The sequence below is a fragment of the Hyphobacterium sp. genome (assembly GCF_965228115.1).
In the GTDB taxonomy this organism is placed as follows: Bacteria; Pseudomonadota; Alphaproteobacteria; order Caulobacterales; family Maricaulaceae; genus Hyphobacterium.
In genome coordinates this window covers 2,576,003-2,597,930 of record NZ_OZ245794.1, presented here as the reverse complement: position 1 = coordinate 2,597,930, position 21,928 = coordinate 2,576,003, and the positions used below count along the sequence as shown (strand labels likewise).

26 protein-coding genes are annotated in these 21,928 nt (G+C 60.0%); 12 read left to right on the top strand and 14 right to left on the bottom strand.

What is annotated here, in order from left to right:
* Positions 1-24: 24 nt before the first annotated feature.
* The 7 genes from ACO079_RS13330 to uvrC form a co-directional block, all read right to left on the bottom strand.
* A complete protein-coding gene (locus tag ACO079_RS13330; protein ID WP_421790723.1) occupies positions 25-348 on the bottom strand; it encodes a hypothetical protein in 324 nt (107 codons plus the stop codon).
* 71 nt (positions 349-419) lie between these two features.
* Entirely contained in the window at positions 420-1,025 is a 606-nt protein-coding gene (locus ACO079_RS13325) for a hypothetical protein (RefSeq protein ID WP_421790722.1), read from the bottom strand.
* 81 nt (positions 1,026-1,106) lie between these two features.
* Positions 1,107-1,499, bottom strand: coding sequence for a hypothetical protein (locus ACO079_RS13320; protein WP_421790721.1), 393 nt, complete (start codon positions 1,497-1,499; stop codon positions 1,107-1,109).
* 541 nt (positions 1,500-2,040) lie between these two features.
* A complete protein-coding gene (locus tag ACO079_RS13315) occupies positions 2,041-3,378 on the bottom strand; it encodes an ATP-binding protein (protein ID WP_421790720.1) in 1,338 nt (445 codons plus the stop codon).
* 11 nt (positions 3,379-3,389) lie between these two features.
* Complete coding sequence (locus tag ACO079_RS13310) at positions 3,390-4,085, bottom strand: response regulator (RefSeq protein ID WP_421790719.1); 696 nt, start codon at positions 4,083-4,085, stop codon at positions 3,390-3,392.
* A 62-nt stretch (positions 4,086-4,147) separates the two neighbouring features.
* Positions 4,148-4,732, bottom strand: coding sequence for a CDP-diacylglycerol--glycerol-3-phosphate 3-phosphatidyltransferase (gene pgsA, locus ACO079_RS13305; protein WP_421790718.1), 585 nt, complete (start codon positions 4,730-4,732; stop codon positions 4,148-4,150).
* The gene (uvrC, locus tag ACO079_RS13300; RefSeq protein WP_421790717.1) at positions 4,729-6,636 is read right to left on the bottom strand and encodes an excinuclease ABC subunit UvrC; all 1,908 of its coding nucleotides are present in this window, start codon (positions 6,634-6,636) and stop codon (positions 4,729-4,731) included. Before uvrC ends, pgsA begins: the two co-directional genes overlap by 4 nt.
* Here uvrC and ACO079_RS13295 point away from each other — a divergent pair.
* Positions 6,635-7,378: an SDR family NAD(P)-dependent oxidoreductase gene (locus tag ACO079_RS13295; RefSeq protein WP_421790716.1), complete on the top strand. Its 744-nt coding sequence runs from the start codon at positions 6,635-6,637 to the stop codon at positions 7,376-7,378. The genes uvrC and ACO079_RS13295 overlap by 2 nt on opposite strands.
* Here the strand turns inward: ACO079_RS13295 and proC are convergent.
* The 3 genes from proC to ACO079_RS13280 all read right to left on the bottom strand — a co-directional run bounded on the left by proC (position 7,375) and on the right by ACO079_RS13280 (position 9,241).
* Complete coding sequence (gene proC, locus ACO079_RS13290) at positions 7,375-8,166, bottom strand: pyrroline-5-carboxylate reductase (RefSeq protein ID WP_421792969.1); 792 nt, start codon at positions 8,164-8,166, stop codon at positions 7,375-7,377. The genes ACO079_RS13295 and proC overlap by 4 nt on opposite strands.
* Before the next feature lie 46 nt (positions 8,167-8,212).
* Positions 8,213-8,713, bottom strand: coding sequence for a YbjN domain-containing protein (locus ACO079_RS13285; protein ID WP_421790715.1), 501 nt, complete (start codon positions 8,711-8,713; stop codon positions 8,213-8,215).
* A gap of 138 nt (positions 8,714-8,851) precedes the next feature.
* Positions 8,852-9,241, bottom strand: coding sequence for an accessory factor UbiK family protein (locus ACO079_RS13280; RefSeq protein ID WP_421790714.1), 390 nt, complete (start codon positions 9,239-9,241; stop codon positions 8,852-8,854).
* A gap of 83 nt (positions 9,242-9,324) precedes the next feature.
* Between ACO079_RS13280 and lgt the strand changes: the two genes are divergently transcribed.
* From lgt to ACO079_RS13230, 10 genes are all read left to right on the top strand, one after another.
* Positions 9,325-10,224 (top strand): prolipoprotein diacylglyceryl transferase, encoded by a 900-nt coding sequence (gene lgt / locus ACO079_RS13275; protein ID WP_421790713.1) that lies wholly within the window; start codon positions 9,325-9,327, stop codon positions 10,222-10,224.
* A gap of 4 nt (positions 10,225-10,228) precedes the next feature.
* On the top strand, positions 10,229-11,317 hold the full coding sequence (locus ACO079_RS13270; RefSeq protein ID WP_421790712.1) for a class I SAM-dependent methyltransferase: 1,089 nt from the start codon (positions 10,229-10,231) through the stop codon (positions 11,315-11,317).
* Between the two features lie 88 nt (positions 11,318-11,405).
* Positions 11,406-12,338: a ribose-phosphate pyrophosphokinase gene (locus ACO079_RS13265; protein WP_421792967.1), complete on the top strand. Its 933-nt coding sequence runs from the start codon at positions 11,406-11,408 to the stop codon at positions 12,336-12,338.
* 147 nt (positions 12,339-12,485) lie between these two features.
* Complete coding sequence (locus ACO079_RS13260; protein WP_421790711.1) at positions 12,486-13,163, top strand: 50S ribosomal protein L25/general stress protein Ctc; 678 nt, start codon at positions 12,486-12,488, stop codon at positions 13,161-13,163.
* Positions 13,164-13,197: 34 nt separating this feature from the next.
* Positions 13,198-13,803 (top strand): aminoacyl-tRNA hydrolase, encoded by a 606-nt coding sequence (gene pth, locus ACO079_RS13255; RefSeq protein ID WP_421790710.1) that lies wholly within the window; start codon positions 13,198-13,200, stop codon positions 13,801-13,803.
* Positions 13,804-13,851: 48 nt separating this feature from the next.
* Positions 13,852-14,106 (top strand): type II toxin-antitoxin system VapB family antitoxin, encoded by a 255-nt coding sequence (locus ACO079_RS13250; RefSeq protein ID WP_421790709.1) that lies wholly within the window; start codon positions 13,852-13,854, stop codon positions 14,104-14,106.
* Entirely contained in the window at positions 14,103-14,501 is a 399-nt protein-coding gene (locus tag ACO079_RS13245; RefSeq protein WP_421790708.1) for a type II toxin-antitoxin system VapC family toxin, read from the top strand. Before ACO079_RS13250 ends, ACO079_RS13245 begins: the two co-directional genes overlap by 4 nt.
* A 54-nt stretch (positions 14,502-14,555) precedes the next feature.
* Positions 14,556-15,653 (top strand): redox-regulated ATPase YchF, encoded by a 1,098-nt coding sequence (gene ychF / locus ACO079_RS13240; protein ID WP_421790707.1) that lies wholly within the window; start codon positions 14,556-14,558, stop codon positions 15,651-15,653.
* A gap of 141 nt (positions 15,654-15,794) precedes the next feature.
* Complete coding sequence (locus tag ACO079_RS13235) at positions 15,795-17,048, top strand: multidrug effflux MFS transporter (protein ID WP_421790706.1); 1,254 nt, start codon at positions 15,795-15,797, stop codon at positions 17,046-17,048.
* On the top strand, positions 17,038-17,913 hold the full coding sequence (locus ACO079_RS13230; RefSeq protein ID WP_421790705.1) for an enoyl-CoA hydratase-related protein: 876 nt from the start codon (positions 17,038-17,040) through the stop codon (positions 17,911-17,913). The genes ACO079_RS13235 and ACO079_RS13230 overlap by 11 nt, the downstream gene beginning before the upstream one ends.
* Here ACO079_RS13230 and ACO079_RS13225 read toward each other — a convergent pair.
* Positions 17,910-18,800 (bottom strand): 23S rRNA (adenine(2030)-N(6))-methyltransferase RlmJ, encoded by an 891-nt coding sequence (locus tag ACO079_RS13225; RefSeq protein WP_421790704.1) that lies wholly within the window; start codon positions 18,798-18,800, stop codon positions 17,910-17,912. The two genes, ACO079_RS13230 and ACO079_RS13225, sit on opposite strands and share 4 nt — an antisense overlap.
* A gap of 75 nt (positions 18,801-18,875) precedes the next feature.
* On the opposite strand from ACO079_RS13225, the gene ACO079_RS13220 reads away from it, so the two are divergent.
* A complete protein-coding gene (locus ACO079_RS13220; RefSeq protein ID WP_421790703.1) occupies positions 18,876-20,372 on the top strand; it encodes a S10 family peptidase in 1,497 nt (498 codons plus the stop codon).
* Here the strand turns inward: ACO079_RS13220 and ACO079_RS13215 are convergent.
* Genes ACO079_RS13215 through ACO079_RS13205 form a run of 3 tightly spaced genes read right to left on the bottom strand, consistent with a single transcriptional unit; the run spans position 20,369 to position 21,923 of the window.
* Complete coding sequence (locus tag ACO079_RS13215) at positions 20,369-20,899, bottom strand: adenine phosphoribosyltransferase (RefSeq protein WP_421790702.1); 531 nt, start codon at positions 20,897-20,899, stop codon at positions 20,369-20,371. The two genes, ACO079_RS13220 and ACO079_RS13215, sit on opposite strands and share 4 nt — an antisense overlap.
* Positions 20,899-21,531, bottom strand: a complete 633-nt coding sequence (locus tag ACO079_RS13210; protein WP_421790701.1) for a glutathione S-transferase family protein — start codon at positions 21,529-21,531, stop codon at positions 20,899-20,901. The genes ACO079_RS13215 and ACO079_RS13210 overlap by 1 nt, the downstream gene beginning before the upstream one ends.
* A complete protein-coding gene (locus ACO079_RS13205) occupies positions 21,528-21,923 on the bottom strand; it encodes a lysozyme inhibitor LprI family protein (protein ID WP_421790700.1) in 396 nt (131 codons plus the stop codon). Before ACO079_RS13205 ends, ACO079_RS13210 begins: the two co-directional genes overlap by 4 nt.
* Positions 21,924-21,928: the final 5 nt, after the last annotated feature.

Below are 21,928 nucleotides of genomic sequence, written 5' to 3'. Positions count from 1 at the left end.
GATTACCACAGCGGCGTTTTTCGTTCAGCCAAAGGCTTTGTCGACAATCGATTTCGGCTGGGTCGCGCGCGTGAATATCGAGCCGATAATGGCGATGATGATCCGGGCGATAATCGTGAAGAACAAAAAGGCCAATTGTTCATCGCCCAGGAAGAGGCGCACGAAATTATTATAACGATCCGGCAGGCCGGTATGGGTCAGGCCTTGTTCGACCAGTTCAGCCCCGTCGAGAATGTAATTCAGCATAGTCGGCCAATAGAGGCCCAACGCCACCAGCATGGCCGTTGCCAGAATAAAAGCCAGGAACAGCGTGGCGCTGACCGAGCCGATGCGGCCTAACAAAAACATGGCAAACCCCTTCTTCTGACCCCGCTTACCGGAGCCGATCGTTTTTAGCACGTATTCAACAAACGTGCCGCTCACAGATCGGTTTCACCCAGAAGCGTATACGTAAAGCGATTTCCGTAAATGTGTTTCGCGCGCCGGGCGAGCGTCATGAGAATTTCGAAATCCGTCGGATCGGCAATCACCTGACACCCCGCTGACCAGCGATCGACCGTCGTAGAGCGCCGGGTCCGGCTGGCACGGTGGAGGTTTATTCCCGTGGCATTGGTGAAAATCTGATCGGGAACCTGGTCAACCTGATCATCATAATTGGCGTCGCGGTAGACGGCCAACTGATAGCCCGGGACCTGGCAAAGCGCCTGATAGCGACCGCGGTGCGTTGCGATCTGGTGGGACCCCCGGTATTGCCCCTCTTTCAGCACGGCGGTGCCATCAGGATGGGAGAGGTTCTGAAGATGGGTCAGGCCCGGATCGGTCGTTGCCGCAAATGCATGGATAACCCAGGCGCCATCAGCCGCATCGATGTAGCTGACGGTCAGCCAGTCATCGAAGGCATTGGCGCGCGGATTGGCTGAACGGACGCCGATAATGTTAAGATCGAACCCGGCTGGATTGGAAAAAATTATATAGCCCTTGCGGGCCATCGCGGCGTGAATTCGGGTCAGTTCGGGGCGTTTCATGGGGACCTCCGGAAGCGGAAATGAAAACGGCCAGCCTTCCGGCCGGCCGTCTCATTATCCCCGAAGGTTTTGTGGTGCGGATTATTCAGCCGGAGGCGTCGGAGGGGTCGGCGCTTCGTGGCCGCGTCCTTCAAGGATAGAAATCGTGATGCTGGACCCATCCTGGGACCAGCCGGTCGTTTCCCAGCTGCCGCCCGCAGCCAGATCTTCATTCCAGGGGCCACAGGTCGTGTCGCCGCCGGACTCCGCCGGTGGGGTAACACAGAGCTGTTCGTCAAACGCCCAGGTGGCGCCGGACCGGCCGAGGCTGTCGGAATAGCTGCCATCGGTTTCGAAAAACACGTCAAAGCCCTGACCGGCATCATTGACGATTATGCGCACCGTATTGCCCATCGCATTGTCCATGCCATCGGCAAAAGCGGCACCGCTAGCGGCAAGCCCGAAAGCTGCCGCGGCCAAGATATATGTCTTCATTCCTGAATTTCCTTATGCGTCATCAAGCCCCCCGGCGCAGATAGCGCAGTTAAGCACAAGTTAACCGCAAGACAAAGCCTGAATCGCGAATGATCTGTGCTGCACTCGCGTGAAGCGCGAAAAACTGTACGGGATTCAGCTGCCATATTCATGCCGCACACGCGGCCAAACAAAGTCGATTGCAGTCAGATGGCGTTCAGCGTGGTTTTGCGATGGTCCACTCGTGCGCTCCCGGCTGCGGTGCCGGTGCCCACGCTGGCTCCACCCTCCCTCGCAGGGGCTGGCATACGGTTTTCGGTGCCGCAGCTACTCTCACCCCTCCTTGAAGCGGAAGATATGGTGCGACCCGACCCGGGAGCGCACACTTTTTTCTGACCGCGATCCCGAAGCGCAAAAACCGCTCAACACATTTGCTGGGATCGCTCTTGTTCGCCGCGATCCCGAACCGCAAAACCGCTCAACACTTTTGCTGGGATCGCTCTTGTTCGCCGCGATCCCGAACCGCAAAACCGGTGCCCACTTTTACCAAGATCGCTTGTGATCAGCCGTCCGCTGTCTGTTGCGCCAGCGGTAATCGCATGACCGCGCGCAAACCGCCCAGCGGGCTATCGCCGAGTTCCACCTCGCCGCCATGGCCCCGCGCGACATCGCGCGCAATCGCCAGGCCCAGCCCCACCCCTTCGCGGTTCATATTGCGGGCCTCATCCAGCCGCGAAAAAGGCTTGAAGGCTTCCTCGCGCTGCGCGGCGGGAATGCCCGGACCATTATCATCGACGATGATTTCCAGCCGGCGATGGCCACTGCGCACGGACACTTCGCATTTCGAACCATAAGCGCAGGCATTGGCAATCAGATTGCCGATGCCGCGCTTCAAGACGCCTGGCCGGACATTGGCGTGAATGCCCGGATCGGCGCTCAACGCAATGTCCGGATCAGACCGGCGGGCGGCTTCCACCTGTTCTTCCACAAGGGCCGAGATATCGGCTTCGACGGTCTCCTCGCTGACCTGACCGCGCGCAAAAGCCAGATATTCCTCCAGCATGTGTTCCATCTCGGCGAGGTCTTTTTGCGCATCCTCGCGTTCCTGCCCGCCGGGCATCATCGCCAGTTGCAATTTCAGCCGCGTCAAAGGCGTGCGCAGATCATGGCTGACCCCCGCCAGCAGCGAGGTGCGCTGTTCCAGATGGCGGGTGATGCGCTGGCGCATATCGATAAAGGCATGAGCCGCCTCGCGCACTTCACGCGCGCCGGCCGGTTTGAACCCGTCAGCATCCTGACCGCGGCCAAACAGGGTGGCGGCTTCTGACAGGCGGCGGATCGGCTTGACCTGATTACGGATGAAGATCACGGAAACAAGGCTTAACAGCGCGGTTGCGCCAAACAACCAGAGCAGGAAGATATGCCCGGTCGTGGCGAACACCCGCTCGCGTACAGCGATAAATCGCAACACGCCGGTTTCGGTCTGAACACGAATGTCCACATAGGCGGGATAGCGCGTGGTATCGAACCAGATGTCATTGTCCAGAGACGCCGTGAGGGAGCGCCGCAGGGTCCGGTCCAGCGTCCGGAAAAAGGACGACCGCCGGCTGGTGGGTAAGAGCTCACCTTCGCGGAAATCGACCGAGAGCTGCATATTGCGATAAGCCGCATTGGCGAGGTCTTCGAAGACCTGGTCATTCTCGCCGCCCTGTTCAAACAGCTCGGTCATCATCGCCACATCACCGGCCACACCTTCTGACAGGCGCTGCGTGACGGTTTCCCAATGTTGTTCGAAAAACGCCCAGGCGATCAGCCCCTGCATCACCGCGACGGGAACCACGAAAATCAGAAGGGATCGGCCAAACAGGCTTTTCGGCAGATATCTTTTCAATGGCCCCAAGCGTTTACGCCCTAATCCTCGAAGATGGCATCAGCAATCAGCTTATATCCCTCTCCGCGAATGGTCTGCAAATAAACCGGCTGGCGGGGGTCAAGCTCGATTTTCCGGCGCAGGCGCGTCATCTGGACATCGACCGCGCGTTCGCCCCCGCCGGTGAGTTCGGACAGATCGTATCGCGAAACCGTTTCGCCAACCGTCCGGGCGAGGGCTTTGAGCAGGGTTTCTTCTCCGCCGGTCAGGCGCACACGATCCGCCCCGTTGTTGAGCGCCCCGTTGGAAATATCGAATTCGAACCCGCCAAACCGCACTTTGCGGGGTTCGGTCGCCGACGGACGCATACGGCGCAGGATCGAATTGATCCGCAGGACCAGCTCTTCCGGCTCGAACGGTTTGGCGAGATAATCATCGGCGCCCAGCGACAGCCCTTTGATGCGGTCCTCGGCCTCGCCGCGCGCGGTCAGCAAAAGGATGGGCGTTTCGCGAGTTTCACGGACCGCCTGGGTCAGTTCGAACCCGTCCATGCCCGGCATCATCACATCCAGCACAATCAGATCGAACTCCATCGACCGCATCTTGCCCTGCGCTTTCGCGGCATCTTCCGCGACAGAAACGCGAAAGCTGCGCTGTTCCAGGAAACGCTTCAGCAGATCGCGGATGCGGTCGTCATCATCGACGACCAGAATGTGGGTTTCGGACGGATCGGTCATGGTCTTCCTCGCCGTTGGATGCGGCGCTGTCTTAGCCGCTTAGCACAGATGCGGCAGATCACTTATCCCGACGAAGTCTTGCGGATGCCCCAAAGATAGGTGAGCCCGGTATAGAGGCTCAATGCTGCAGCCAGCCACAGCATCCACAGCCAGACCTCCAGCGCCCAGGGCTGATTCCCGCCCGGCAGGATGGCCAAGGCGAAATACCAGCCAATCGCGCCCATTTCGAACGCCGTCTTGAACTTGGCGGCAAAGGAGACCGGCAGCGGCACGTCTTCTCGTCCAAGACGGGAAAACCGCACAAAGGTGATCACAACGTCCCGCGCAATTATCGCGGCGATGGCGTAGCTCGCGAGCGCCAGACCCGTCCAGATTCCCATCGCAATCAGGAAGCTGGCAACGAAGACCTTGTCGGCGATAGGATCAATGATCGCGCCAAAAGCCGAAACCTGGTTCATCCGGCGCGCCAGCCAGCCATCCAGAAAATCCGAAACACCCCCGGCTATAAAAAAGGCGAGCGCATAGCTCCACCAGCGGGTCGCTTCTTCATTCGTGTCGGACATAAAAGCCGCCCACAGCATTAACGCGCCAATCGGCCCGGCGATCAGGCGGAAGAGAGAGAGGATATTTGGCAGGTTAAACATCATTGCTGAAACCAGTCATGAATGCGTTTGGCCATGGCCGCGGACACGCCCTCCACGCCCTCAAGATCCGCCAGCGCGGCGCGCTCTACCGCCTTGGCAGAGCCGAAATGAGCCAGCAAGGCTTTCTTGCGCGAGGGACCAATCCCGGGAATGGAATCGAGCGGGTTTTCCCGCATCGCTTTCTGCCGCTTGGCGCGGTGGCCGCCAATAGCAAAACGATGCGCTTCATCGCGAAGGCGCTGAAGATAATACAGCACCGGATCATTCATCGGCAGTTTGAAAGGCGCGCGACCGGGCACGTAAAAAGCTTCCCGCCCCGCATCGCGTTCCGGGCCTTTGGCGATGGCTGCGATGGGAATGTCGGTGATGCCGAGTTCTTCCATCACGTCCAGCGCAGACGACAGTTGGCCCTTGCCGCCATCGATCAACACCAGATCAGGTACCGGAGCGCCCTCCTCGCGTTCTTTCAAAAGCCGCGAGAAACGCCGGCGCAGCATGGCCGCCATCATGGCAAAGTCGTCATTGGTGGCGGCATCATCGCCCTTCATGTTGAAGCGGCGGTAATGGGTTTTGGAGAAACCTTCCGGTCCGGCGACAATCATCGCGCCCAACGCGTTTGACCCCTGAATGTGGGAGTTGTCATAAACCTCGATCCGCTGCGGTGGTTCTTCCAGCTTGAAGACCTTTGCGACGCCCGACAGAAGCTTGGCCTGTGTGGCGCTTTCCGACAGGCGGCGGCCCAGAGCTTCGCGGGCATTTGATGCCGTGCGCTGCACCAGCTTACGCTTTTCACCGCGCTGCGGGGCGGTGACCGTGACCTTCCGGCTGGCACGCAGGGTCAGCGCCTCGCCGATCAGTTCGGCTTCTTCAATTGAGTGCGAGGTCAAGATCAGCGCCGGTGCGGGCCGGTCATCATAGAATTGCGCCAGGAAAGCCGCGAGAATTTCTGCCGGTTCGGCATCCGTCTCATGGCGCGGGAAGAAGCTTTGATTGCCCCAGTTCTGGCCCGCCCGGTAGAAAAAGACCTGCACACAGGACTTCCCGCCTTCCTGAGCCAGCGCCACAATGTCGGCTTCTTCGACGCCATCCGGGTTGATGCCCTGATCGGTTGTGACGGCGGCAATAGCGCGAATGCGGTCTCTCAGCCTGGCCGCGCCTTCAAAGTCCAGCGCCTCGGAGGCTTCCGCCATTTTCTGGCTTAGTTCCTCGCGCAGCGCATTGGAGCGGCCCCGCAGGAAGGCTTCGGCTTCATCGACGAGTTCCTGATAATCGTCTTTCGAGACCAGGTCGACGCACGGCCCGGCGCAGCGCTTGATCTGGAAAAGCATGCAAGGGCGCGTGCGGCCCTCATAGACGCTGTCGGTACAGGTGCGTAACAGGAAAGCCTTTTGCAGTGTGTTCAATGTGGCATTCACCGCGCCCGCGCTGGCAAAGGGGCCAAAATACATGCCCTTCACTTTGCGCGCGCCGCGATGCTTGCGGATTTGCGGTGCATCATGGTCGGTGCGGATCAGGATGTAAGGGAAGGATTTGTCATCCCGCAGCAGCACATTATAGCGCGGCTTTAAACGCTTGATGAGATTGGCTTCAAGCAAGAGCGCTTCGGTTTCGGTCTCTGTAACCACGAATTCCATCGAGCGCGTCAGCGCGATCATCATCGCGATGCGATTGTTATGCCCGCCCCCCTTGGCATAGCTCGTCACCCGGTTTTTCAGGTTCTTGGCCTTGCCGACATAAAGAATGCCGCCATCTTCGCCATACATGCGGTAGACGCCGGGTTTCGCTGGCAGCCGCTTGACGTAAGATGCAATCACCTCCGGTCCGGACAGGCCTGTGGTGCCCTCTTCCGGGGGCGCTGCGGTATCTTCCGCGACAGTGGGGGGACGTTCGGGCCGGGAGGCTTTCATGGGGTATAAAATCGCGCTGGTTACCGGTGCTGGCAAGCGTCTGGGCGCAGCCATCGCCAAGGCGCTCGCCGAAGACGGGCTGAAAGTCTGGGTTCACTTCAATCGGTCCGCCGATGAAGCGGGCGAAACAGTAGACCGGATTCGCGCAGCCGGTGGTGAAGCGGAAGCCGTGCAGTTTGATCTGTCAGACGTCGATACGCTGGCCACGCTGGTGCGCGGGTTGGGGCCTATTGATGTACTGGTGAACTCCGCCTCGGTGTTTGATTATGACAGTGCCGATGCGCTCGATGCCGGTGAGATGCAGCGCATCCTCACTATCAATCTGATCGCCCCGGCGCTCCTTGCCTCTGTCGTGGCGGAAAGCCATACACAGCGCAATTCCGGCTGCGTTATCAATCTACTGGATCAGAAGCTCTCTAATCTAAACCCGGATCATTTCAGCTACACGCTCGCCAAATCCGGACTGGCCACCGCGACCGAAACCATGGCGATGCAATTCGCCCCGCGCCTGCGCGTTGTTGGAATCTCTCCAGGCCTCACCCTGCCTGCTCCGGAGATGAGCGAGGCGGAATTCCACCGGCTGCATGTCGACAATCCCATGCAGGGCGGCTCCACGCCCGAAGACATTGTCCGCGCCGTGCGCTTCATCCTCGCCAGCCCGGCCATGACCGGGGAAACCATCCTGGTCGATGGCGGCGAGCACCTGATGCGCCGCGGGCGGGATGTGTCGAAAGGGGGTTAGCCCCGGTTCGGATCGCTGAGCTGACGCGCCCGGCGTTCTGCGGCATTGACCGCCCGGCGCATGAGTTCCGGCAGCGCACTGCCGCCCATCATCACATCCAGTGCCGCCTGTGTGGTGCCGCCCGGAGACGTGACCTGCCGGCGGAGCTCCTGCGGGGTCAGGCCGGACGCCTTCAACAGGGCTCCGGCCCCGATCAGGGTTTCCATCGCCAGTTTCTCGGCCAGTTCGCGCGGCAGGCCTTCTGCCTCGCCGGCGCCCGCCAGCGCTTCAGCCAGCAGGAAGAAGTAGGCGGGGCCGGATCCCGAAACCGCAGTGACCGCATCCAGCATGCGTTCATCGCCAACCCATTCCACGCTGCCGCCCACTTTGAGCAGTTTTTCAGCGGTGCCGGTCCAGGCCTCACCGGCGGCATTGGCGTTGGCGACAATGATGCCCTGCCCGATCGCAGCGGGCGTGTTTGGCATGGCGCGGATGACCGGGCGTTCGCCCAGCGCCTCTTCCATGGTGCGGATGGTCACTCCGGCCATCACCGAGACAATGGCGCAGTCTTCACTCAGGACGGTTGAGAGCGATGCGGCCGCTTCCGGGAAGACCTGCGGTTTTACCGCCAGCACGGCAAGGGAGATGTCGCTCGCCATGCGCGGGCCGATCTCATCGACGCGCTTGAGACCCTTCTCCTTTAAGAAAGCCGCGGCCTCATCAGACGGCGAGGGATCAACAACCAGCAACTGGTCGGCTGGCAAGCCTTTCCGCCCACGCAGCCAGCCCGCCGCCATGGCGGTTCCCATACGTCCCGCGCCAATGAGGGCTATGCGGCCATCCAGCGTCAAGCGCTTACGCCTCGCCGATGGTTTCGAACATCGCCGATTGCGCCGCTTCTTCAACCGTCTTCCCGCCCCAGACGAGGAACTGGAAGGCGGGATAGAAGCGTTCGCCTGCCTCACGGGCGGCGGCGATCAACATGCCGGCCTGAGCCGCTGAAAGCGTTTCACCCGGCGGCAAGGGCACGCCATGACGCCAGACCACGCCGCCATCTTCTTCCCAGACATCGAAATGCCCGTACCAGAGCTTTTCATTCAGCCGGGCGGTCAGTTCGCAAACCTCGCGGAAGCGCGCCTTCGGCGTTTTCAGCTCGAGGCTGGCGCAGATATGGATGGCTTCATGATCGGGCCGCCAGGCGAACCAAATCTGATGATCGCGCCAGGCCCCCGGCGCCGAGAGATGCAACTCCCCCATCTCGTCGCGCTCATACGGCAGCTGTTCGGCGATCACCGCCTGCTCAACAGCGTCAAGCGGATCGGTTTCGATGACGTGATCTTCAGTCGCTAATTCCATGCGCTGATACTCTTTTTGCGCGGATGGCTCCGCAATTCCTGTGAGCGCCGCGATGTATTCGAATCGCCCGGCACCTGAGGCAAGCCTATTGTGTGTTTTGAAAGCCTTGCAATCCCCGCAGAAGCGGGGAGCCGTGGATTACTGGCGCTTCGCCGTTGTTCCACTGGACTTGGCTGTGGATTTCCGGGCCGGTTTCTTTGCTGCGCTGGACTTGGCGGGACTGGCTTTCGCCGCAGCCGCCTTGCGGGTCGCAGTTTTGTGCACTGGAGCTTTTTTGGCGGGCTGGGTCATCGCCTTTTCCAAGGCTTCAAGGCGGGTTTTCAAGGCATCGGCTTCATCGCGAGCGGCCTGGGCCGTCGCTTTAACGGCCTCAAACTCTTCGCGACTGACCATATCCATGCGCGAGACCGCTTTATCAGCCTGAGCGCGGAAGACGGTCTGGGCTTCTTCACCGGCAGCCTGAGCCGCCGAAAAGGCGTCGGTCATCAGATCAGCGATGTCATTCAGCAGCGGATTACGGGTTTGCATGTTGTGGCCTTCTTTCCATACGGCCCGGTATATGCGATTTCAGAACCTCCTTTGCAATGTGGCAGGCCAGCGCAGGACATTTCATGATCGGAGCATGTCAATCGACTTTCCAGCTGCTGGACGAGGTGATCTTCTCCATCCCGCTGGATATCATCCGTGAGGGGTGGAGCTTCGACGTCCGCTGGTATGCAATGGCGTATATCGCCGGGCTATTGCTGGGCTGGCGATATGTGGTGGCACTGGCGCGCCGTCCGCGCCTCTGGGTGCCGAAAGGCGCCAAGCCGAAAGGCTCTCCGTTTACCGTGGAAGACGTCGATGATCTGCTTTTGTGGGCGACCATTGGCGTCATTGGCGGCGGGCGTCTGGGCTATGTGCTGTTTTACCAGACCGACGCGATCTGGGAGCGCCCGCTCTGGGTAATCACCGGCATTACCGAAGGCGGCATGGCCTTTCATGGCGGGCTGATCGGTGTGGCCATTGCGCTGTTTTTCACCGCCCGCGCCCGAAAACTCGATCTCTGGCAGATCGCAGATGCTGCGGCGGTCGTCGCCCCCATCGGGCTCTTCTTTGGCCGGATGGCAAACTTCATCAATGGCGAGCTCTGGGGACGTGTTTCGGATGTGCCCTGGGCGATGCGGTTTGCGAATGATCCTCTGTGTGCCCTGCGCCATCCCAGCCAGCTTTATCAGGCAGCGCTGGAGGGCGTTTTGATTTTCGTCGTGGTGAATATCGCCACCTGGCAGTTCCGCTCGCTGGCACGGCCCGGCCTGAACACCGGCCTCTTCCTGTTCATCTACGGTGTCTCGCGCGCTTTGATGGAAACGGTGCGTGAGCCGGATTCGCACATGCCCGAAGCCCTGCGCGGCTATATCACCATGGGCATGCTGCTGTCCTTGCCGATGATTATCGCGGGTGGTTGGCTAATCCATCGCGCGCTGAAGAATGATCCAGCCCCTGCCCCGACCAAGGCTGCTGACGCATAAGCCCATGCCGATTGCCGACAAGATTGCCGAACGGATCCGCAATGGCGGGCCGATCTCCATCGCCGCTTTTATGACCGAGGCGATGTTTGATCCGATGGAGGGCTATTACGCCACCAAAAACCCGATCGGGGCGGGCGAGGATTTCATCACCGCGCCAGCGATCAGCCAGATGTTTGGCGAGCTGATCGGGCTTTGGAGCGCGCAAGTCTGGATGGATATGGGCCAACCCAAATCCTTTCAGCTCGTTGAGCTGGGTCCCGGCACCGGGCAGATGATGTCGGATATTGTCCGCGCCGGCCGCGCCATTCCGGGGTTTCTCGAGGCCGCGCAGATTACGCTGATAGAAGCCAGCGCGGCGCTGAAAATGGTCCAGGGCCAGACGCTGACGCCGATGGGCGTGCAAGCCAGCTGGGTAAACCGGATTGAAAACGTGCCCGCTGGCCCGGCCATCATCCTGGGTAATGAATTCCTCGACTGTCTGCCGGTGCGTCAGGCCGTCAAGCAGGGCGACCGCTGGAATGAGCGGCTGGTAGGCCTCAATGAGGACGGCGGCTTCCAGTTCGTCATGGGGCCCGCACTTGGCGTTGAAGCGGATCTGATCCCGCAGCGCCTTCGTGATCTGCCTGATGGCACGCTGGTAGAGTTCCGGCCGGGTGACCAGCAAGTGGTGGAGGCTCTGGCCAACCGCTTTGCGGATCAGCCCGGCCGTGCCCTGTTTATCGATTATGGCCCTGCGAGTAGCGAGCCCGGTGATACGTTTCAGGCGATCCGCCAGCATCAAAAGACCGATCCGCTGGACGCGCCCGGCACGGCCGATCTCACCGCACGGGTGGATTTTGAACAGCTGACGCATTTCGCCGGCACGGCGGGCCTTGAAGCCTCAGGACCGGTCTCGCAAGGCACTTTCCTGAAAGCGCTTGGCATCGAGATGCGGGCGGCGACCCTGCTGCAAGCCAAGCCCGATCAAAAAGGCCGCATCGCGCGCCAGCTGATGCGCCTGATAGAGCCGGATCAGATGGGTGAATTGTTCCAGGTCGTGACCTTATCCACACCCGGCCTGCCAAAACCGCCGGGATTTACCGCCAACGGATGATTTTGCGGTTCAAGAATCGCCGTAGCTTTGGTATGGCCTCGCGCAGGCGCGGCAAACATAAGGCGGACCGATGGCGGGACGGACCCCTCTGAAACTCGTTTCGGGAACATCGAACGAGCCTCTGGCCCAATCAATCGGCGATTATATCGACGCCCCCCTGACAGATTGTCATATCGAACGGTTTGCTGATGGCGAAATTTTCGTCCGCATTGCCGAGAATATCCGTGGCGAAGACATTTTTCTGATCCAGTCGACGTCAAAACCGGCGAATGACTACATCATGGAGCTGTTGATCTGCATCGACGCGCTGAAACGTGCGAGTGCCAAGCGGATCACTGCGGTTATCCCGTATTTCGGTTATGCGCGGCAGGACCGCAAAACCGGTGGCCGGACGCCCATTACGGCCAAGCTGGTGGCCAATTTGATTTCTGAAGCCGGCGCGGATCGCGTTTTAACGCTGGATCTCCATGCCGGGCAGATCCAGGGCTTTTTCGACATCCCGACGGATAATCTGTTCGTTACACCGGTGTTCGAAGACGATCTGACGCGCAATTACGACACGTCGAAACTGATGATTGTCTCACCGGATGTGGGCGGTGTGGTGCGCGCCCGCGCGCTGGCGAGCCGCATCGGTGCAGACATTGCCATCGTCGATAAACGCCGGCCCAAGCCGGGCCAGTCAGAAGTAATGAACATCATCGGCGAGGTCGACGGCCGCGATTGCATTATCTTTGACGATATCTGCGATTCGGGCGGCACGCTGTGCAATGCGGCGGCAAAGCTGAAAGAACATGGCGCGACCAGTGTTGCTGCCTATGTCACCCACGGTGTTCTGTCGGGCAAAGCGGTCGAGCGCATCGAAACCTCCGAATTGTCCGAAATCGTCATCACCGATTCCATTGCGGTCAGTGAAGACGCTTTGAAAGCCAAGAAAATCCGGCAAATCTCGATTGCGCCGCTCCTCGGCGAAGCGATCCGCCGGATCGCCAATGAAGAGTCGGTCTCCAAACTGTTTGATTGACCGATTGCACCGCTGTGAATCCTCGCCTCTGGCGGTTGCGCGCCCTTAACTGATCGGCTATATGCCGCCGCTCGAATTCAACTGGCTTGGGGCACGGCCCCGATTGGCCGCATCGACGCGGCCTTTCTTGTTTTAAGGATCAGACCGATGAGCGACATCGTTCTTCCCGTTTCCGTTCGCGACAATACCGGCACCGGTCCGGCTCGCGCTGCGCGCCGCGAAGGTTTCGTGCCCGGCACGCTTTATGGCGGCAAGCTTGGCCCCGTTTCCATCGCGATCCGTGAAAACGTGCTGCGCAAAGCGATCCATTCCGGCAAATTCCTGTCGAACATGGTCACGCTCGAGCATGATGGCGAAAAGCAATCTGTGATCCCGAAAGACGTTCAGTTCGATCCGGTGACGGATTTCCCGCTGCATGTCGATCTGTTCCGTGTTGACGCCGACTCCGTCATCGACGTTGAGGTTTCGGTGGTCTTCCTGGGCGAAGACAAGTCGCCAGGTCTCAAGCGCGGGGGTGCCCTGAACGTGGTGCGTCACTCTGTCGAGCTGTCCTGCCCGGCAGGCTCCATTCCGGAATCGATTGAGGTCGATATCTCCGGTCTGGAGATTGGTGATTCCGTTCACATTTCCGACGTCACCCTGCCGGAAGGCATCAAGCCGACGATCGATGATCGCGACTTCACCATCGCCACCGTGGCCGGCGCACGCGCCGCTGTCGAAGACGAAGAAGATGACGTCGAAGGCGAAGAGGGCGAAGACGGCGAAGCCACCGAGGCCTCTGAGGGCGAAGACGGTGAGGCCGAAGGCGAAGAGTCCAACGACTAGGACTCTTTCAGCCCCAACCTAAAAGGGGCCAGCCATGCTATTGATCGTCGGTCTGGGAAATCCGGACGCGAAATATAAGAAGAACCGGCATAATATCGGCTTTCTCACGCTGGATGAGATTGCCGATCGCTGGTCGCTGGGCCCATGGAAGGCGCGCTTTCAGGGCGCAGCCTGTGGCGGCACGATCGACACGGATAAAGCCCCGCAGAAAGTTCTGCTGCTCAAACCCGGCACGTATTACAATGAAAGCGGCCGCGCCGTGGGCGAAGCGGCGCGCTATTTCAACATTCCCGCCGACAAGATCGTGGTCTTCCATGACGAGCTGGATCTGGCACCCGGCAAATTCCGTCTGAAAACCGGCGGAGGCCATGCCGGGAATAATGGGTTGCGCTCCATCAAAGCCCATATCGATGGCGAGTTTCGCCGCGGGCGCATCGGCATTGGACATCCCGGCGATAAAAACCGGGTCACCGGCTATGTCTTGTCAGACATTCCCAAGGCAGATCAGGGCTGGGCAGGCGATCTGATGGACGCGATCGCACGCTCTGTTCCCCTGCTGGCCAACGAGGATTATGACGCTTTCCAGACCCGCGTGACGCATCTCGCGCCCGCGCCGGGCAAGGACGAAACCGACAGCTAGTTCCGAATTTTCTTCCCAGGTTGCCCACTGAGGTGTATAGGTTGCCTCATGACTTTGAGCATCAAGGATCCGGAAACCGACCGGTTGGCGCGAAAACTGGCCGAGTTGAGCGGGCAGAACATCACCGAAGCCGTGCGTGCGGCACTGGAGGCTGAAATCGCCCGGCGTGAACGTGAGGCGAACAAGAAGGCGAAGGCCGAGAAGATTCGCGAGATCCTCCGGCGTTTTCCGCGTGATGAGTTTGCGGGCCTGACATCTGCAGACCATGATTTTCTGTATGGCGAAGACGGCCTGCCGGAATGATCATCGATTCTTCGGCCATTCTGGCAGTTCTGTTTGGCGAACGCGAAGCCGGGAATTTCCGTTCAGCGATAGAAAATGCAGATCAAGTCCGCCTTTCCGCCGCCAACTGGCTGGAAGTCAGTTTGCGCGTCGATAGTAAAAACAGTGCGTTGGCGTCTCACGTTCTGGACGATTTCATCGATGCGGCGGGAATTGATATCGTCCCGGTCAGCGTCTCCATGGCGAAAACAGCACGGCAAGCTTTCCGGGTTTACGGCAAAGGCATGGGCCATCCGGCCCAGCTGAATTTCGGGGATTGTTTTGCCTATGCGCTGGCGAAGGAAACCGGTGAACCGCTGCTCTTTAAGGGTACGGATTTTGCCGCGACCGACATTCCATCCGCGCTGAAGGCTTGATGCGGACGCCTAACCCGTTTACGCCCGCGCGACAATTTTGAACGGAAAAGATCCATGGGTTTCAAATGCGGCATTGTAGGCCTGCCGAATGTGGGCAAGTCGACGCTCTTTAATGCGCTAACTCAAACTGCTGCGGCGCAGGCGGCGAATTATCCCTTCTGCACCATTGAACCAAATGTCGGCGATGTCGCTGTGCCCGAACCGCGTCTGGCGAAGATTGCCGCGATCGCCCAATCCAAGGAAGTCATCCCGGCGCGCATGAATTTCGTGGATATTGCCGGTCTCGTCGCAGGCGCGTCCAAGGGTGAAGGGCTGGGCAATCAGTTTCTGGCGAATATCCGCGAAACCGATGCCATCGCCTATGTACTGCGCTGTTTTGAAGATGATGACATCACTCATGTCGATGGGCGGATCGATCCGCTGGCCGATCTGGAGACGGTAGAGACCGAGCTGATGCTGGCGGATCTGGAAAGCCTGGAAAAGCGCCGCTCGAACCTCGAGAAGAAGGCCAAGACGGGCGATAAGGACGCCAAGGCTGCTCTGAAACTCGTCGATATCGCGCTGGAGCAGCTGCAGGATGGCAAACCGGCCCGCTTCGCCGAGATCGACAAAGAGGACGAGAAAGAATGGAAGAAGCTCCAGCTTCTCACCTCCAAGCCGGTTCTCTTCATCGCCAATGTGGATGAAGATAGCGCGGGCGATGGCAATGATTATTCCCAGCGCGTGATTGACCGCGCCAGGGAAGAAGGTGCCGAGGCTGTGGTCATTTCTGCCAAGATTGAGAGCGAGCTGGCGCTGCTGGAAGATGAAGAGCGGGATGAATATCTCGAAACACTTGGCCTGGAAGAAGCCGGCCTCGACCGCCTGATCCGCACCGGTTACGAGCTCTTGGGCTTGCAGACCTATTTCACCGCTGGCCCGAAGGAATCCCGCGCCTGGACGATCCAGCAAGGCTGGTCCGCCCCGAAAGCGGCCGGCGTCATCCATGGTGATTTCGAACGCGGCTTCATCCGCGCAGAGACGATTGCCTATGAGGACTATGTCTCCCTCGGCGGAGAAGGCCCGGCGCGCGAAGCCGGAAAGCTACGCCAGGAAGGCAAGGACTATATCGTCCAGGATGGCGATGTCATGTTGTTCAAGTTTAACGTCTAGCGAAACCCGGCACCTCGAACCAAGCTGGCGGACCCTCTGCGCTCACTCCAAAATACTACTTTTTATTGTTCGTTGAATATGCATTCGCAACTTGCCAATTGCCGGTGATCGCAGCACCGTCGCGCCCGGGAAGAGGACGCGATGCGGGACAAGCATTTTGCTGGCGAACGCCAGCTCATGTCATTCTGGGAGCTGGTGTTTTTGCTGGTCATGTCGACCGGCATTGTCGCGCTTTCCATTGATATGATGCTGCCGGCCCTGCCCCAGATCGCGACGGATCTGGAGCTGGCCGAAGAAAACCACCGGCAATATGTGGTGACCGCTTTTCTGGTCGGGTTCGGCTTTGCCCAACTGATTTACGGACCCCTATCGGACGCCTGGGGCCGCAAGCCGGTCATTCTCGGCGCGCTGATCCTTTATATCGCCGCCACCGCGATCTGCTCGCTCGCCTGGTCGTTTGAAAGCCTGCTCGCAGGGCGTTTTCTACAAGGCATGACGATCGCCGCGGCGCGGGTGGTGGGCACAGCGGTGGCGCGCGATCTCACCTCCGGACGGCGCATGGCGCAGGTGGTATCCGTGGCGATGATGGTGTTCATGGCTGTGCCGGTGATCGCGCCGAGCCTGGGCCAGTTGATGTTATTCATCGTGCCCTGGCGGGGCATATTCTGGTTCCTGCTGATTGCCGCTGGCGCGCTGGCGCTCTGGCTGGCTTACAAGCTGCCGGAGACATTGCCGGAGGAATACCGGCGCGAATTGAATTTCGGCCAATCCATGGCCCTTTTCCGGGATACGCTGCGGCACCGCCAGCTGGTCGGCTACATGCTGTCCGGAGCGTTCTTTTTCGGCGGGCTGTACGGGATGCTGGGCAGTTCGGAACAATTGCTGGCCGAACATTTCCAGCTGGGCACCAGCTGGACGATTGCCTTTGCCATCATGGCTGGCTGTATGGCAATTACGAATTTCGTCAACTCGCGGCTGGTGATCCGTTATGGCCAGCGCCGCCTGTCGCAAGGGGCGCTGATCGGGTTTTTTACTATCAGCGCCGGCCATACCGCCCTCATCCTGATCGGCTTGGATAACCTCTATCTTTTCCTGACCTTATTGACGATGGCGATGATGCTGATGGGCCTCATCGCAGCCAATTTCAACGCGCTGGCGATGGAGCCGGTCGGGCATATCGCGGGCACGGCTTCGGCGGTTTATGGCTTTGGCACGGGCGTCATCGGCGCGGCCATCGGGGCCACAATCGGCCAGCTTTATAATGATACCACGCTGCCCCTGATTGCCGGGCAGACATTAACCGGACTGGCGGCTTTCGGCGTGGTCTACCTCACCGAGCGAGGCGAGCTGTTCGGAGAAGGCACGGATGACGGAGAAACCGCCCATGGCGTTTGACACAATCACGCTAGAGATCGACGGGCCCATCGCCACGATCACGCTGAACCGTCCCGAAGCCATGAACGCCTTCACGCACGACATGCGCGATGATGTTTGCGCGGCGCTGGATGAAACCGATGCGGACGATGCGGTGCGCGCCGTGATCTTCACCGGGGCAGGCCGGGCGTTTTGCGCAGGCGCGGATCTGTCGACCGGTGCCGAGACATTCAACGCTGTCAGCCAGGCCAAGGAACAGGGCGAGCTGGACGATCGCGACCCACGCTGGCGCGACAGCGGCGGGGTGATGAATCTGCGGATTTTCCAATCCATTAAACCGGTCATAGCCGCCATTAACGGCCCGGCTGTGGGTATTGGCGCAACGATGATCCTGCCCATGGATGTGCGTATTGCCGTGACCGGCGCGAAAATGGCCTATCCCTTCTCGCGGCGGGGTATTGCCTGGGATGGCGCGGCCAGCTGGTTCCTGCCGCGCGTGGTCGGCGTGTCTACCGCGATGGACTGGGCCATGTCAGGGAGGACTTTCCGCACCGAAGAGGCGCATCAGGCCGGGCTGGTCAAAGCGCTCTATGAGACACCGGACGCGCTGCTGGAGGCCGCAAATGCCTATGCAGAGGAATTGGCCGCCACAACGGCGCCAGTCTCGGTCGCGGTGATGCGCCAGATGGCCTGGCGGATGCTAGGCCCGCATACGCCCATGGACGCCCATCGTATTGAATCCAAAGCTATTCTTCATGCGGGCATGAGCCCGGATGCCGCCGAAGGCGTCATGAGTTTTCTCGAAAAACGTCCGCCGGAGTTTCCGCTGAAACCATCCAGCGATCTTCCCCCCTGGTATCCCTTCTGGGAGGAGGAAGAGTACTAAAACTCCTCCACAGACAGGCTCTCATCCGTTGCGCAGCCATCCAGCCGCCAGCCTGCGCCCTCGCCTTGCGCCAGCGTCTCGGCGAGCCAGGGTAAAAGTGCCAGGAGTTGTTTTTCCAGTGTATAGGGCGGGTTGATGACGACCACGCCCGCGCCAGCCAGCTTGCCCTCGCTTTCGAGATCACGGATCCAGAGATCAGCGCGGAGGAGTTTTTCCGGTGTGGCGAGCTCTTCTTCGAACAACCACTCCGCCAGGCCGACATCAAAGCGTTCGGACGCCCAGAGGTCTTTTAGAGGCCGCCAGAAAATCCACGTGCCCGTCGGCCATTTCGGCAGCGCGCTACGGACCGCTTCGGCCATATGCGCCATCTCATCGCGATGCTCGAAGGGTGGATCAATCAACACCACGCCGCGTTTTTCACGCGGGGGAACCACGCTTTTCAGCGCTTTATAGCCATCGCGCGCTTCGACCTTTACACGGGCATCACGCACATAGCGTTTATCCAGCGTCTTCGCGTCGGCCGGGTGAAGCTCGCAAAGCTGGATGCGGTCCTGACCCCGCAATAGACGCGCGGCGAGTTCCGGAGATCCCGGATAGGCTTTCAGACCGTCCGGGTTCATAGCGGCGACGACGTCCAGCAAAGGCGTCAAAGCCTCGGCCACAGGCGCCGGTTTGTCAGCGGCGATCACCCTGGCGATGCCGCCCTCCCATTCCGGATTGCGCAGGGCCTCTTCAGAAGTCAGATCATACGCGCCGATCCCGGCATGGGTGTCGATATAGCGGAAGGCTTTGTCCTTCTTTTTCAGATGGGCAAAGCACTGCGCCAGAACGGCGTGTTTCAACACATCGGCGAAGTTTCCGGCATGAAAGGCGTGGCGATAGTTCATGGCTTTGACATATCGTCATTTGCACCTTTGCGGGAAGGCTTTATCTTCGCGCGCAACAGGTCTGGGAGGGCTTTTATGAAACGCTGGATTGCCATTTTTACCGCGATTGCGATGGGCGCTTGCACTGCGGCCGCACAGGATGCGCCGGAAAATCTGCGCGAGGATGGCAGCCGCATCTATGAAAGCGAAGGCCAGATCACGGCGAATGGTCAGCGCGTGCGCTATTCGGTCGTGGCCAGCGAAACCTTCATGGCCGGCGATGATGGCGAGCCTTATGCCTCCATCTTCTCAACGGCTTATATCCGTCAGGGCGTTGCGGATCAGGAAAGCCGACCGGTCGCCTTTATCTTCAACGGCGGGCCCGGCTCGGCCAGCCTGTGGCTGCATATGGGCGTTTTCGGCCCCTATCGGGTTGATTTGCCGTCCGATGCGCTGGATGACGGCGCGGCCCCCTATTCCATCATCGAGAACGAGTTTTCGATCATCGACCAGGCCGATCTGGTGTTTGTCGATCCGGTCGGGACTGGCTGGAGCCGGCCGCTGGGTGAAGAGGATGGCGACCGGTTCTGGGGTATTCGCGAGGATGCCCGCGTGCTGGGCGCATTTATCCGCCGCTGGTTGACCGAGAACCGCCGCTGGAATTCGCCGAAATATCTGTTGGGCGAAAGTTATGGCACGACGCGGATCGCGGCGCTCTTGAACGAAATGCAGGGCGGTTGGACGGATGTGTCCTTTAATGGTGTGGGCCTGATCTCCACCGTTCTGGATTTCCGCTTTGATGATACGTCCGATGGCAATGATGTCGGCTTTGTCGGCCTGATGCCCGGCTTTGCCGCCACCGCCTGGTATCATGAGCGCGTGGATCAATCCGCCTGGAATGGCGATCTGGAAACTTTCCTGAATGATGCGCGCGATTTTGCCTATGACACCTATATGCCCGCCCTTCTACGCGGGGCGCGGCTGTCTGAGGACGAGCAACGCGCCGTCGCCGCAGAGCTCTCCAGCTATATCGGCTTGTCTGAAGATTATCTGATGCGCGCCAATCTGCGGGTGACGCTGGGCCGCTTCATGCGCGAGCTGTTGCGCGACGATGGTCTGTCAGTCGGGCGTCTGGACAGCCGCTTTACCGGCGCGGAGGCCGATGCGGTCAGCGAAGGTCCGGAATATGATCCGTCCGCCTATGGCATTGATGGCGGGTATACAGCCGCCATGCTGCACTATTTCACCGATACGCTGGGCGTTGATATTACCGACGAATATTCGGTGATCGACGGGCCAACCTTTAGTGGCTGGAACCGCGATCATGGTCAGGGCAATGCCTATATCAATGTCGCGCCCTGGGTGGCGACGGCGATGCGCCAGAACTCGGATCTCGAAGTGCTGGTGGCGCAAGGCTATTATGATCTGGCTACACCGTTTTTCTCAGCCGAGTTGATGTTCAACCAGCCGGGCTTTGATCAGGACCGTGTGACCTTCGGCTATTATGAATCCGGGCACATGATGTACATCCACCACCCCTCACTCGAAGCGTTTGTGGAAGATGTGCGGGAATTAATGGAGCGCGGGGGTTAATCCCCCTCGAAACTCACCAGGCTGGCACAGGGCACGCCGAGCGCTTCAAGGCGTTTGGCGCCGCCCAGATCGGGCAGATCAATCACGAAAGTCGCGCCGACGACTTCCGCGCCTGCGCGGCGGAGGAGTTTGACGGTGGCTTCGGCCGTGCCCCCCGTAGCGATCAAATCATCGACCAGCAGAACGCGCTCCATCTCGGCAACGGCATCGGCGTGGATTTCCACGGAATCCGTGCCGTATTCCAGCTCATAGCTTTCCTCCAGCGTGCGCGAAGGCAGCTTGCCCTTCTTGCGCACCGGCGTGAAACCGACCGAGAGCTGGTGCGCAACCGCGCCGCCGAGAATAAAACCACGTGCCTCCACGCCGGCGACCTTGTCGATCTTGGCGCCGGCCCAGGGCTGGACCATGGCGTCAATCGCGGCCCGGAAGGCCCGCGCATCCTTGAGCAAGGTGGTGACATCGCGGAACTTAATCCCCGGCTTGGGATAGTCCGGAATGGTGCGGATGGCGTCCTTGATGAATTGCATTATGCGTCCCCTAGCGCCGGGAAGGGTTCATCCTTCGCTCCGGCCAGCCAGTCTTGATAATGCGCATCGTTTAGGAGCGTGTCGACATAGGCCTGTGAGGTTTCTGAGATTGGCACCTGATAGGTGTCGAACCGTGTCGCTACCGGCGTGAAAAACGCATCGGCAATCGACCAGTCTCCGAATAGATAGGGGCCCTCGCCGGTTTTGACCTCGGACCAGAGCTTTTCAACAGCCTCGATATCTGCCCAGCAGGCGACCCCCATGCCCGTTGCGCCTTTGGGCCGTTGCAGGTCCATCGGCAAGGTCGCGCGCAGCGCTGCGTAACCGGAATGCATGGTCGCGGTCACGGCGCGGGCCGTGGCACGCAGAGAGGCGTCCTTAGGCCAGAGCGACGGGGATTGCTCAGCCGCCCATTCGCAGATGGCCAATGAGTCCCAGATTTTCTGCCCGTCGATCTCCAGAACAGGCACGGTGCCGACCGGTGAGATTTCCGCCAATTGCTCGCGGGTTACAGGAACATCCAGCGGGACCAGGTTTTCTTCAAACTCAACGCCGGCTTGCTTCAGCGCCAGCCAGGGCCGCATCGACCAGGAGGATAACCGCTTGTTTCCGATGTGCAGGATCACGTTCATTGCTCAATCAGCTCCCGTGTCCGGGCGCGGGTCAGCGCGATTTGGCAATCCGTCGCAATGGCCTCGCCATCCTCACCGATCAGCATCAGCGAAGCCCGGCGGGCGCATTCCGCATCGCGATAGGCGATCCAGGCCGTGTGAGCCGAATCCAGGTGCCCGGTCGCATTGGCGAGACCCGGCATATCCAGATCAATCTCGCGCGCTTCGGTGCGGGCATTGTCCAGCGCGGCATCCAACCCGTCTTCGGCGGCATTCAGCAAGTCATCAAGGCACCGGCGTATGGCGCGGTCATCGTGTAAGTGTTCAGAACATTCGATCATGGGACGTGTAGGCGCAGCGGGAAGTGCGGCCTCTTGCAGGGCCAGGCCCGCCACAAACATCAGGAGCGACATGGCGT